The following is a 12,702-nucleotide window of genomic DNA, read 5'->3' as shown; positions in this document are numbered from 1 at the left end:
ACTTACCGAAGAAGAATTCAGAATTCAGGAGACAGAAGCCAGAATGGATTTTGTGGGACTGGATAGAGAATTGAGGTTTAGAGCAAGCTATTTTAATCGCGCGTGAAGAAAAAATTCTTTCCGTGATTATTACTCCTGACTTGACTGCTGGGTTATTCTGAATTCTGAATTCTGTTTTCTGACTCCTTTTCATCATGATTGCATTTCTTAATTTTGTATTCTGGAATTCTTGAATCTCCTCACCTCTATAACTAAAATTCTCATGAAAACTGTTTTAATTGTCGAAGACGATCTAATTAATGCTCGTGTTTTTTCCAAAATTTTGTCCAAGCGTGGTGGCTTGGGTGTGAAACACACTGAAAATGTCGAAGAAGTCATCAAAATTGCCCAATCAGGAGAAGCCGACCTGATTTTGATGGATGTTTCTCTCTCCAGAAGTGTTTACCAAGGCAAGTCTGTTGATGGAATCAAGATTACACAAATGTTAAAATCCGATCCAAAAACAGCAAACTTACCTGTGATTCTGGTGACAGCACATGCTATGGAAGGCGATCGCGAAAACTTTCTCAAGCAAAGCGGTGCTGATGGCTACATTTCTAAGCCAGTTGTTGACCATCAACAGTTCGTTGACCAAATCATCGCACTTCTACCCACAGACTAACACTGAGAATTAACGACTTAATTTCAGGAATACTTGCCCGCCAATGTTTTTGGGCAACTAATTCCTGTCTTTATTTAGTATAGATGTACTACGAAAAGGTACTGTTAGGCAAGTGGTAATAGGAGAAGGGAGTAGTGAGTGGGGAGTGGGGAGTGGGGAATGGGGAATTGGAAATCGGGGATTGGCATTGGGCATTAATCAATAATTTTTCTTCCCCTGCTCCCCCTGCCCCCCCTGCTTCCCCTGCCCCTTCATCCCCACTCCCCACTCCCTACTCCCCACTCCTATTGAGTCGGCTGTTTTCTAGGCGTAGGTGCTGATGATGAGTTTTCTCGTTGCTGTATGGCTGCTTGAATACGGGGTAATTCTAGGAATTTTTTCGTATCAGACAGTAGACGATCGCCCCAGAGATTTTCTTTGAGGAAATTCAAATTAGCATAGCGCGAATCGATACGGAGTGCAGTTTCTCCCAAGGTTAGTCCTTGTTGGCGTAAGCGTAGCTCGCCGGAGGCATCGCCTTTAGTATACAGTGCCACGGCTAAAGCCAATAAAGGTTCTGCCGCTTGTTTCTCAAGGGTTATAGCAGATTGCCATCGCTTAATTGCTTCAGGGATATTACCCTGTTCGTAGTTGATTAAGCCAATGTTGTTGAGGGCTGGCCAGAATTTTTTATCTTGGGAGACAGCTTTATCGTACTGTGCGATCGCATCTGGCAATTTACCCAGCAAATAATAAGCATTACCCAAATTAAATAATCCCTCTGGATCGTTGGGTTTTAATTTCAAACCATCTTGATAATTGACAACAGCAGCCTGGTAATTTTTCTGCTGAAAATTCGCTGAACCCAAAGCAAACAAAATATCACCATTTTTCGGGTTGAGAGATTGCGCTTTTTTCAGACTAGCGATCGCCCCATCAAATTCTTTGGATTGCAGTTGCAATCCACCTAGCAGCAACCACACTTTATCATTCCCAGGAGCCAGTTGACTAGCCAGCCGCGCTCGTGGCAAAGCTAATTCAACCTGTTGAAACTGAGCTAGTTGAGCCGCCTCTTGTGCCAAGCTCAACCCTTGCTTTTCTAACTTTGTTGCATCTAGTTGCAGTGTATGGGGTATTAATGCCTGCGCGTTAGCGGCTTTCGGCATACTCCATAAACTACAGACCATTAAAAGAGAAATCAAACGAACATGTTTAGGCACACTACCGCCTTTAAGCCACTAATCAAAGAATCTTTCAGCTAGCTTAAACGATCTGCGCTGTTGGCGGTAGCAAAATCTTACCAATCTTGGGGAAAGGGATGAGGGAGATGAGGGAGATGAAAAGCAGGGGAGCAGGGGAGCAGGGGAGGCAGGGGGAGCAGGGGAGGCAGGGGGAGCAGGGGGAGAATAACTCTTAACTCCTAACTCAGCACTTAGCACTCAGCACTGTTTTGCCCAATGCCCCATACCCATTAAACAATTGATGACTTTGGTCATACATCAGTCTGAAATTACTAGTGACTTTGGTCATACATCAGTTTAGATGTTTTGAACGATAATTATTATGTATGAATTTATACGATGAGGTAAATATTAAACACTTTGATATCAAAAAAAGTAACTGTCTAAGATTGCTTAATTCATACCTCAGCAGAATAGAACTTTAATGTAAATAAGGACTTAATTCCATGTTGAAACCAAACCGTATATCGATGGTATTAGCTGCTGCTGCCCTGATTATTGTTCCCACTCTTTTGACTGCCCCTGCAAGTGCCCAGACGAAAGTCTACGTTGTTGGCGATCGCGCTCAAAATTGGGATCGCGACGGCAGATCCAATTCTAGAGAAGTCAGAAACTCTAGAGACAGAGATAATTGGAACCGCGACGGTAGATCCAATTCTAGAGAAGTCAGAAACTCTAGAGACAGGGATAATTGGAACCGCGATCGCAGACCCTATCCTGTAGAAGTCAGAAATCCTAGAGATCGGGATAATTGGAATCGTGACAACCAATTTAATAACAGAGTAGTCAGGCTTGGCAATGGTGATATCAGATATCCCAATGGGCAAATTATTCCTGCTAGATCCGTAGTCAGACTGCGCGATCAAGGTTACTTCAGACTCCCTAACGGAGATATTCTTCTTCCCAATCAGGAAATTGTTCCTGCTGGGAGATTAGTGAGAGTGCATGATGATTACTTCAGACTTCCTAGTGGATTAGTACTGCAAATCAACCTTTAAACACTAAAAACTCAAAATCATTGTCAGTATTAGGCTACCAGGCTATAGTTTTAGCCGTGAATAAATAGCTCGGTAGCCGTTCCTTATAGACAAAATGGTTATGAAAATTGATACACAAAATACCGTAGATTCATCAGTTTTAGTTCCAGAGATAAAGAAAAAAAAAGGCAGACGTAATTGGCTCTCTTGGCTAATTGCTCTTTGCCTTTTGGGTGGAATTGGCTATGCCGTTTATTACCAAGTAACGGTTGCTCCTCGTCAAGAAGCCAGACGCAGAGTGCTGACAAGACCTGTAGAAAAGCAGAGTTTAACAATCACAGTTTCCGCGAATGGAACAGTGAAACCTGAGCGGTCAATCAACCTTAGCCCAAAAAATTCCGGCATCTTGAAAAGCCTGCTGGTGAAGGAAGGAGATATTGTCAAACAAGGACAGATTGTCGCTTACATGGATGATTCCAACCTCCGGGGGCAACTTACCTCCGCTCAAGGACAATTGGCACAAGCCGAGGCGAATTTGCAAAAAGCGATCGCAGGTAATCGTCCTCAAGATATTGCCCAATCACAGGGAGCATTAGACGAAGCCGAAGCGAATCTGCAAAAAGCGATCGCAGGTAATCGCTCTCAAGATATTGCCCAAGCACAAGCACGCTTGCAAAGCGCTCAAGCCGCCCTTCGGCAAGCAGAAGATGATTTTGCTCGTAATCAACAGCTTTACAATGCAGGCGGTATTTCCCTTCAGACTCTCAACCAAAACCGCTCCAATCGTGACAGTGCCCAAGCTAATGTAAATGAAGCACAGCAAGCACTGGGGTTGCAAAAAGCCGGGTCACGTCCAGAAGACATCGAGCAAGCACGAGCTGTGGTGAAGCAGAGACAGCAAGCTTTGGCACTTTTGAAAGCCGGAACGCGCCAAGAAGATATTAATGCAGCCCGTGCCCAGGTAACATCGGCTCGTGGCTCGCTACAAAACATCCAAGCCGAAATCAACGACACGATCATTCGCGCACCCTTTGATGGTGTGGTGACAAAGAAATATGCCGATCCAGGTGCTTTCGTGACACCTACAACTGCCAGTAGTGAAGTAGCTTCTTCTTCTTCTTCTTCAATCTTGTCTCTCGCTTCCACAAATGAAGTTGTCGCCAATTTAGCGGAAACAAATATTTCTAAAATCAGCCTTGGTCAAAAAGTCTCGATTAAAGCGGATGCCTATCCAGGAAAAACCTTTGAAGGTAAAGTCAGCCAAATTGCAGCCCAAGCAATAGTAGAGCAAAACGTCACCAGTTTTGAAGTGAGAGTATCGCTTTTAGACCCTCAAAGACTACTGCGGTCTGGGATGAATGCGGAAGTAGATTTTCAAGTCGGTCAAGTTCAAAATGTTTTAGTAGTGCCAACAGCTTCAGTGGTTCGCCAAGAAAATGCCACAGGCGTATTTGTGGCAGGAAAAAATAACAGACCTGTGTTTACTCCTATTGAAACTGGTGTCAGCGCGAATAACTTTACTGAAGTTAAGTCTGGATTGACAGGAGATGAAAGGGTATTGCTCAGTTTCCCACCAGGGTCACGTCCGCAATCAACACCAAGAGGAGGAGTTTTCCCTGGTCTAGGTGGTGGTGGAGGTGGAGGAAGAGGAGCCGGTGGCGGCGGAGGTCGTTCAGGCGGTGGTTCTGCTGGTGGTTCCCCTTAAAGTGAGTTTTAACAATAAAGAATTCAGGAGTCAGGAGTCAGAATTCAGTATGAATTAAAGTTTGACTGGCGGGTAAATATATGGGTTTAATTCCTCCACTAATTGATTCTGAATTCTGGATTCTGAATTCTGCATTCTTCTTTAAATAAAACTTTATGTTTAAGATATTTAAGGGCTTTTACAAAACTAAGAATACTCGCACAGTGCCGTTGCTGGAAATCTTGACAATGGCGGCAGAGACTCTGTGGAGTAACAAATTACGCACAGGTCTAACTATGTTGGGCGTGATTATTGGGATTTCTTCAGTTATTGCCATTACTTCTGTAGGTCAGGGAGTACAAAAAGGAGTTGAGCAACAGATACAAGCATTGGGTACTGATGTGATCCAAATTTTGGCGGGTGCGGCCAGAAGCGGGAATGTCCGTCAAGGAGTAGGTTCTAGCAGCACCTTGACTTGGGAAGATGCCAAAGCGATCGCTAAAGAAGCGCCATCAGCACAGATGGTTTCTGCTTATCTCCAACGGACTGCTCAAGTTGTCTATGCAGGACAGAACACTTCAACAACTATTTATGGCACTGATTTGAATTACCCAGAAGTCAGAAATACTCACCCCCAACAAGGGAGATATTTTACCCAAGAAGAACTAGATACTGCCGCACAGCTTGCCATTCTTGGCCCTACAGTTCAAAAAACACTCTTTGGACAGGGTGTAAATCCGATCGGTGAGAAAATTCGGATTCAGGGAGAGGCTTATGAAGTAATTGGGGTGATGGAACCTAAAGGCGCTCAGGGGCCGATGGATCGAGATGACCAGATTTTTATTCCTCTAACTAGTATGTCGAAGAGACTAGTTGGGAACAATGCCCTGGTAGGGGTTTCTGTAAGTGGAATTTTAGTCAAAGGCGCGAATCAGGAACAGTTAGAAGCCGCTCAGTTTCAAGTCACCAATCTTTTACGGCTACGTCATAACATTTATCCGCCACAAGCTGATGATTTTCGGCTGACAAATCAAGCTGATATTGTTAGTACCTTTACTAGTATTGTGGGTTTATTTACAGTCATGGTGGTAGCGATCGCTGGAATTTCTCTAGTAGTTGGTGGCATTGGTATTGCTAACATTATGCTAGTTTCTGTAGTCGAGCGGACGCGGGAAATCGGGATTCGCAAAGCCGTAGGAGCCACTAATTCAGCCATTCTCAATCAATTTTTAGCCGAAGCGATCGTGATTTCCATTGTCGGCGGAGGTATTGGTATGGCAACTGGCGTTTTATTAGCCTTTGTGGCTGCAAATATTTTCAAGTTTCCGTTTGTAATTTCCTTTTTGTCGATCATTGCTGGCTTTGCACTCTCGTTAACTGTTGGCTTAATCGCTGGGGTAATTCCAGCACGGAATGCCGCAAAATTAGATCCAATCACCGCTTTACGTAGTGACTAAATAATTAAAACTTGAAAATTTAAAAATTAAAAGCTTTTCTAAAAACAGGTGAATATATGCAACTTGAACTAGACCATATCTTTGTCTGTGTTGAACCAGAAGCACCACCAGCAGATTTGCTAACTGCTTTTGGATTCACAGCAGGTAGTCGTAGAATTCATCGAGGTCAAGGAACTGCAAACGTTTGTTTCTTCTTTGATAATGCTTATCTTGAGTTACTTTGGCTTTTTGACACTAACGAAATCCAGTCTCCTGTTGTTCGCCCTACAGGTTTGTGGGAACGCTGCCGTTGGCAAGAAACACAGGCTTGCCCTTTTGGCATTTCATTCCGACCAAAAGCATCAGATTTACGAGAAATACCATTTCCTACTTGGGATTACCATGCAGCATATCTGCCACTAAAAGCTTCTATTCCGATCGCAACCAATAGTGACAATTTATCAGAACCCTTGATTTTCATTTCACCCGCAACTAAAAACCCTAGAAATTTACCCTTAGAACGGCGACCTCCTTTAGTTCATCAAGTTGGATTTAAAGAAATTACAGCATTACAAGTCACCTTACCCGATGTTCAAAACTTTTCTGCTGAAGTTAGAACGCTAATTGATCTGGGATTAGTGCAATTTTCACAGGGCAATTTTTACCAACTAGAAATAGAGTTTGATAACGCCAAAGAAGGTAATTCACAATATTTTGACTCGCAACTACCAATTGTAATTAGATGGTGATTATGGTATTTGATTACAGTAACTACATTTTACAGCGTATTTCAGGTAAATGAAGTACACGGGTAGGGGCACAACCATGTTCCCTACGATTATCTGTACCTCACCAAGTTGCAATCTGCTGTATCTATTGATAATTTATATATATTAATATTGCTGCTTATTTGCAAATAACCTAAAAACTAAATAAATTTTAATTATTCGCAGGTTATAAAATCAATGTAATTTCTGAAAAATTAACAAACAACAGCTAACAATTTATCAAGCAAAAATCAATATGCCAACAATGATTTGGATGGAATCTATTACCAAAACCTATCACTTGGGAGAAGTTAGTGTTCCCATACTCATTCGTAATTCGTAATTTTAAACTCCTAACTCCTAACTCCTAACTCCTAACTCTTATGCCAACAATGATTTGGATGGAATCTATTACCAAAACCTATCATTTGGGAGAAATTAGTGTTCCCATACTCAAGGGAATTGAACTCTCCATTGAAGAAGGGGAATATGTCTCAATTATGGGTGCGTCAGGTTCGGGTAAATCTACGCTGATGAATATTTTGGGATGTCTGGATCGTCCCACAACTGGAGACTATATTTTTGAAGGCAGAAACCTGACGACTTTTGATGATGATGAATTAGCGTATATCCGCAACCAAAGGATAGGTTTTGTGTTCCAACAATTTAACCTATTGGCGCGGGCGACAGCGTTAGAAAACGTGATGTTGCCAATGGTTTACGCCAATTTGCCCAAGCCAAAACGCCGGGAAAGAGCATTAGAAGCCTTGGAAAAGGTAGGATTAGGGGGACGTATAGCTAACCGTCCTAGTCAACTCTCTGGCGGACAACAACAACGAGTAGCGATCGCTCGTGCTTTGGTCAACCGACCTGCATTAGTTTTGGCAGATGAGCCGACAGGAGCTTTAGATACTGAAACTTCCCATGAGGTAATGAGTTTACTGACTGAACTTAATGACCAAGGGATTACGATTGTGATTGTCACTCATGAACCAGATATCGCTGCTCAAACCAGAAGGATTATTCGAGTTCAGGATGGTTTGATTGTCGGCTAATTTGTTAAGATTAACCTTCTAAGGAGGAATTTAAGATTTAAACCATTGTCAGGTCAATCAGGATGAAAACTTTTGATTATATCTTCAAAAAACCTAATTAATGACTACATCTAGATTATGAATTTAAGTTTATTATTCGTGCATTCTACCTGGGTTCCTGTCGCATTGGCGATTCTTTTTCCAACTTTAGCAAGTGCAGCAACTGAGCCAAAACTACAGAATTCGTCAAGCCCTGTACGAGTTCCCGATCGCCTCAATCCCAATCCCAATCCTCTGCAATTTCCCACTAAACCGGAGGAAGTAAAGATTCAGGGAACTGTGCCAATCAGTTTGGCACAAGCTTTGGAACTCGCAAAACGCAACAATCGAGATTTACAGGTAGCTATATTACAGCTAGAACGCAGTCGCTCGGCGCTCCGCGAGTCTCAAGCTGCCTTGTTTCCTACTCTTGGTATTAATAGTAGCGTGACTAATAGTGGTAATGGTTTTAGTAACAATTCATCTCAAGCCAGCACCTCTTTTAATGGTTCAGCCGAACTGAATTACAATCTCTATACTTCTGGGAACCGACAAGCGACTATCCGAGCCGCAGAAGAACAGCTACGGGTAGATCAATTAAATGTTGAAAGTCAGTCTTTGACAATTAGCTTGAATGCCACGACTCAATACTACGATTTGCAACAAGCAGATCAACAAGTCAGAATTAATCAGTCTGCTGTGACAAATGCTCAGGCTAGTTTGCGGGATACTCAAGCTAGAGAACAGGCTGGAGTAGGTACGCGGTTCGATGTGCTGCAAGCTCAGGTGAATTTAGCAAATGCCCAACAAGAACTGACTAATGCGATCTCACAGCAGCAAATTGCCCGTCGTCAGCTTGCCACATTGTTAAGTTTATCGCAGTCAGTTGATATCAGTGCCTCAGATCCCGTACAATTAGCAGGTCTTTGGCCGCAGACGGTAGAACAAAGTATTGTCCAAGCGTTTCAAAATCGTCCAGAGTTGCAACAGTATTTAGGACAACGTAATATTTCCGAGCAACAGCGACGACAGGCACTTTCACAGCTAGGGCCGCAAGTTAGTTTGACAGGAAACTACAATCTGCTGGATCGGTATAACGATGGTGTTAGCATTACCGATGGCTATTCAGTGGGACTTCAAGGAAATCTAACATTGTTTGATGCGGGAGCAGCAAAAGCGCGTGCAGATCAGTCGAGAGCTAATATTGCGATCGCAGAGACTCAATTTGCTACCCAGCGCGACCAAATTCGTTTTGATGTAGAACAGTACTATGCTCAATTGCAATCCAATTTAAATAATGTGCAGACTTCTAGTGTGGCTTTAAATCAAGCTAGGGAAGCTTTGAATTTAGCAAGGTTGAGGTTCCAAGCTGGTGTGGGCACTCAAACAGAGGTGATTGATGCTGAAAATGACCTGACAAGAGCAGAAGGTAATCGAGTCGCAGCTATTTTGGATTACAATCGCGCTCTAGCTAATTTACAAAGATCGGTAACATCCAGGGCTTCGCGCTAGCGCCATATTGTCGTAGATTCTCAAGGGTTGTTGATTGGTGTTTTATTGACACTCCCCGAATTAGAAATTCGGGGATTCAAGATCCACGGGGATTCCAATGAATTTACCCTCGGCAAGCATCTTGACCGTCTGCCCGACGGCTGTACACCCTCTATTAAGGACGACTTGAGCAGCTGCAACATCCCTATCAGTTGTATAGCCACAATTTGAACAAACATGAGTACGTTCCTCGAGTTCCTTTTTACCTGTTTCGGTTTCACAACTTGGACAGACTTGACTGGTCTTGCGACTATCTACTTTTTAGAAATAGACATCACGTTTAAAGCAGGTCTGTTCAAGGATATTGAATAATTGTCCAAATCTTGCATCTAGACAATGCTTGCCCAGTATTCCACGGGACAAACCAACTAGATTTAAGTCCTCAATAAACCAATACGGTTCAGTTAAGGCTAAAAAGCTGATTAGTGATGTGAAATATCGGAGCATACCTCAATGCAATGGACAAGCGATCGCACTCGCTCTGACACTAGAATATTAGTCACAATCTTGTAGAGATTATGAGTTGAGCAATTTACTCATGAACTAGTGCTGATTTCTACAATTGCTTCTCCTTGTCGCAGTCGTTCTATTGCATCAGGTAAAGCGATCGCAAAGAGTCGCCGCAAATTATGATAATTCTGCGATCGCTATTATTCTCAACTAAAACCTCAGTACAGAGAAAAGGCGATAAAATATTAGTCGCAGTCTTGTAGAGATGATTGGCAATGAAAATTAAAGCAGTTATCTGGCAAAAAGATGGTGTATGGTGTGGTTCTGTACCAGCCCTACCAGGATGTCACACTTGGGGAGACAGCTACGAACATCTATTAGAGATGCTGCAACATGCAATTCAAGGTTGGTTGGAAGTTGCTAGCGAACGAGAAGAACTTGATCCTGAGAAAGAGTTGGTTGAAATATCGCTATGAAAGCGGTTTCAGGGAAAGCACTTTGTAAAACTTTAGAACGGCAAGGTTGGGAATTGAAATTAAGGCAGCGAAAATTACAAAAGTTGGTGAATCTATAACAAACTTTCTGGATCAACACCTAGCGCATTCAACCTTTCAATTAACATTTTCACTTTTTGTTCTGCTTCCACCCGTCGCTGTTCTTCAAAAGCTGTGCGTTCTTCCGCTTCCCTAATGCGTTCTTCTGGTGTCAGCAATCTTTGCCCTTCTTTGTCATACCAGTACAGCCACTCCCGCACTATACCTTGATAAATTCCCCGTTCTCGCCCAATTCCTAAACCAATTTCTGGTAGCCAAACAGGATTTCCTGACATTAAGATATATTCCCCATCAACTAACCGATACACTTCCAAAGGTGTCTTTTTACGCCGAAGGGGACTATATACAACGTAGTACAAAATTCCTAATTCTTTGGCATAAAATTCTTTCTTGGTGCTGTATTCTTCTCGATATATTTGGGAAACAACTTCCAATGCTAAAATTGGCAGCTTATTTTCTTCCCACAGCACATAACTTAGGCGTAAATCCTCATCGATGAAGCGTTTCACTCCTAAGCTGAGAAACCCATCAGGGACAATAGCTGGTTTATCTGGGTGATAATAAATACCCATATCAACACCAAAAAACCAATCCCAATGATCGCACCAAACCAAAGCTAGTATCGTTTTTAGCAAACCGGGAATTAAATTTTGGAGTTCATTATCCACAGCGGTATCATCTGAGTCGGGTAATTCTTCGGAAGATGGCAAACAATGCAGTGGATTGTAGTTTAACATGAGCGGTTTTGCCAAATCTGATTCTAAATAGATTGTAGGTAATCTATTGATGTGCGATCGCATGGCAAGAATGAAAAGCCATTTTTAGCGTAGATATCGCCTTGTGTCTCTCTTCTCAGTAATTAAATATTTAATCCTAGTTCATGTTGGGTTTCACTGTCGTTCTCCCTAGCACCGTAACAAAATTCATCTACCCAAGAAGCTATACTACGGGCATTTGTGGTTGGTAAATTTACTTTAGTTTTAACCTCTTGTGGTTGAATATTCGGTTGTTTATTGTTGCTTTTAACCTCAGTAGTAATTGCTAGCGATCGCACTGGTTTGCCATTACTGTTAATCTCAGTGGTAATTGCCAGCAATGCGCCTACAGGGATTCGGTTAGATGGCGCGTTGCTTTTAACCTCAGCAGCTAACGCCGCAGATGGCATGGTTTTGGCTTTGGTATTAACCTCAGCAGTCATTATCAGCGAGGTTCCTGAAGGGAGGCGTTTAAGAGGCGATTGTAGTGGTTGATATTCTGGCGTTTTTGCTGGAGTATTTGGAGCAGTTTTAGTAGCAAATGCAACTACCAACTCAGGTTTGCGTGTACGAATTACCTCAGTGGTAGCTGTAAATGATGGCACAAGTCGAGCGGCGCGTGGCAAGTTGGAGTTTAGAGTTTTGGTAAGAGAATTAGGCGCAATCTTGCTAAGATGTTTATTCTTAGAATACTTCTCATCTAGCGGCTGGTTTTCAGCTTGGGTAGTAGCTATAGAATTGTCTGATTTGATTAAACGTAACTCTTCATCAGGATTGAAGTTAAGACCTAAAGCAGCGACTATTTTATCTGGATCGTTGTTCAGATCCAGCATAAAAGAAAGTATTTCATCAAACTGGGGTTCCAAAACAGACAGTGTTGCCAAAATAAAACCGGACAAAGGACGGCGCAGACCATCGTAAGTGGCCCAAATTCGCATTTTGACCAGCCAGGAAATATTTTGCTTATAGTAAATAAGCCACTTTTGTTTTAAGGATTGACGCAGCTGCTGGATATTCATTGGATGCCTCACTTCAGTCAAAAAGATTGCAGATATTGATGAAAATTTAGCTTTATTTCTGGGGATGAAACCGATAATAGAGCATCTGTTTGACTCTTTGACCACCTAGCAAATGATTTTCTATCAGTAGAGATACTTCATCAGGGTGAACGCCGCTATACCAGACCATATCAGGTAATATCAGCACCATCGGCCCATTGCCACATTGTCCTAAACAGCTGCTAGCCGTTACAGTTACACCAGGGATTGGCAAAGCTGTAAAAGCTGCTAAAACCTTGACTGCACCTTGCTTTTTACAAGTACGATTTTGACAAACCCGCACACATTTAGGAGAAGAGTCTCGATCTATTTTTGGGAAGTCTGATGGTTGAGTGATGTTGGTCATTTGTTATTTGTCATTTGTCCTTTGTCATTTGTCTTTTGTCTTTTGTCAAAAGTCGGAAGCTAATGACCAATACAACTCTTGGAGAGACTGCGCCAACGACTACGCTCAGTACAAGTGACCAATGACCAATGACCAATGACCAATGACCAATGACCAATGACCAATGACCA

Annotated in this window: 12 protein-coding genes and 1 pseudogene; 8 read left to right on the top strand and 5 right to left on the bottom strand. The window is 42.5% G+C overall.

Translation table 11 applies throughout. The features are described from left to right. Nucleotides 1-262: 262 nt before the first annotated feature. A complete protein-coding gene (locus RMY63_RS07655; RefSeq protein WP_069073372.1) occupies nt 263-661 on the top strand; it encodes a response regulator in 399 nt (132 codons plus the stop codon). A gap of 284 nt (nt 662-945) precedes the next feature. Here RMY63_RS07655 and RMY63_RS07650 read toward each other — a convergent pair whose 3' ends face one another. After that, nucleotides 946-1,860, bottom strand: coding sequence for a tetratricopeptide repeat protein (locus tag RMY63_RS07650; protein WP_322728133.1), 915 nt, complete (start codon nt 1,858-1,860; stop codon nt 946-948). Nucleotides 1,861-2,327: 467 nt separating this feature from the next. On the opposite strand from RMY63_RS07650, the gene RMY63_RS07645 reads away from it, so the two are divergent. The 6 genes from RMY63_RS07645 (at nt 2,328) to RMY63_RS07615 (ending at nt 9,330) form a co-directional block, all read left to right on the top strand. Further along, nucleotides 2,328-2,879: a hypothetical protein gene (locus RMY63_RS07645; RefSeq protein WP_322728132.1), complete on the top strand. Its 552-nt coding sequence runs from the start codon at nt 2,328-2,330 to the stop codon at nt 2,877-2,879. Between the two features lie 100 nt (nt 2,880-2,979). Then, a complete protein-coding gene (locus RMY63_RS07640) occupies nt 2,980-4,563 on the top strand; it encodes an efflux RND transporter periplasmic adaptor subunit (protein ID WP_322728131.1) in 1,584 nt (527 codons plus the stop codon). A gap of 155 nt (nt 4,564-4,718) precedes the next feature. Beyond that, the gene (locus RMY63_RS07635) at nt 4,719-5,999 is read left to right on the top strand and encodes an ABC transporter permease (protein ID WP_416212493.1); all 1,281 of its coding nucleotides are present in this window, start codon (nt 4,719-4,721) and stop codon (nt 5,997-5,999) included. A gap of 56 nt (nt 6,000-6,055) precedes the next feature. Next, nucleotides 6,056-6,727: a VOC family protein gene (locus RMY63_RS07630; RefSeq protein WP_322728130.1), complete on the top strand. Its 672-nt coding sequence runs from the start codon at nt 6,056-6,058 to the stop codon at nt 6,725-6,727. Nucleotides 6,728-7,128: 401 nt separating this feature from the next. Continuing rightward, complete coding sequence (locus tag RMY63_RS07620; RefSeq protein ID WP_322728129.1) at nt 7,129-7,800, top strand: ABC transporter ATP-binding protein; 672 nt, start codon at nt 7,129-7,131, stop codon at nt 7,798-7,800. A gap of 117 nt (nt 7,801-7,917) precedes the next feature. Then, the gene (locus RMY63_RS07615; RefSeq protein ID WP_322728128.1) at nt 7,918-9,330 is read left to right on the top strand and encodes a TolC family protein; all 1,413 of its coding nucleotides are present in this window, start codon (nt 7,918-7,920) and stop codon (nt 9,328-9,330) included. A 60-nt stretch (nt 9,331-9,390) separates the two neighbouring features. Here RMY63_RS07615 and RMY63_RS07610 read toward each other — a convergent pair. Continuing rightward, nucleotides 9,391-9,618: pseudogene (locus RMY63_RS07610) on the bottom strand (zinc ribbon domain-containing protein); the annotation flags it as partial. A gap of 476 nt (nt 9,619-10,094) precedes the next feature. On the opposite strand from RMY63_RS07610, the gene RMY63_RS07605 reads away from it, so the two are divergent. Continuing rightward, a complete protein-coding gene (locus RMY63_RS07605; protein ID WP_322728127.1) occupies nt 10,095-10,295 on the top strand; it encodes a type II toxin-antitoxin system HicB family antitoxin in 201 nt (66 codons plus the stop codon). 92 nt (nt 10,296-10,387) lie between these two features. On the opposite strand, the gene RMY63_RS07600 is transcribed toward RMY63_RS07605, so the two are convergent. The 3 genes from RMY63_RS07600 to RMY63_RS07590 all read right to left on the bottom strand — a co-directional run bounded on the left by RMY63_RS07600 (nt 10,388) and on the right by RMY63_RS07590 (nt 12,532). Continuing rightward, complete coding sequence (locus RMY63_RS07600) at nt 10,388-11,110, bottom strand: Uma2 family endonuclease (protein ID WP_322728126.1); 723 nt, start codon at nt 11,108-11,110, stop codon at nt 10,388-10,390. A gap of 122 nt (nt 11,111-11,232) precedes the next feature. Continuing rightward, nucleotides 11,233-12,147, bottom strand: coding sequence for a DUF5331 domain-containing protein (locus tag RMY63_RS07595; protein ID WP_322728125.1), 915 nt, complete (start codon nt 12,145-12,147; stop codon nt 11,233-11,235). 52 nt (nt 12,148-12,199) lie between these two features. Beyond that, nucleotides 12,200-12,532: a (2Fe-2S) ferredoxin domain-containing protein gene (locus RMY63_RS07590; RefSeq protein WP_322728124.1), complete on the bottom strand. Its 333-nt coding sequence runs from the start codon at nt 12,530-12,532 to the stop codon at nt 12,200-12,202. Nucleotides 12,533-12,702: the final 170 nt, after the last annotated feature.

This window comes from Nostoc sp. ChiQUE01b (assembly GCF_034531255.1).
Classification (GTDB): domain Bacteria; phylum Cyanobacteriota; class Cyanobacteriia; order Cyanobacteriales; family Nostocaceae; genus Nostoc.
Note: the sequence above shows the minus strand (reverse complement) of the source record. Positions and strands in the feature narration are given on the sequence as shown.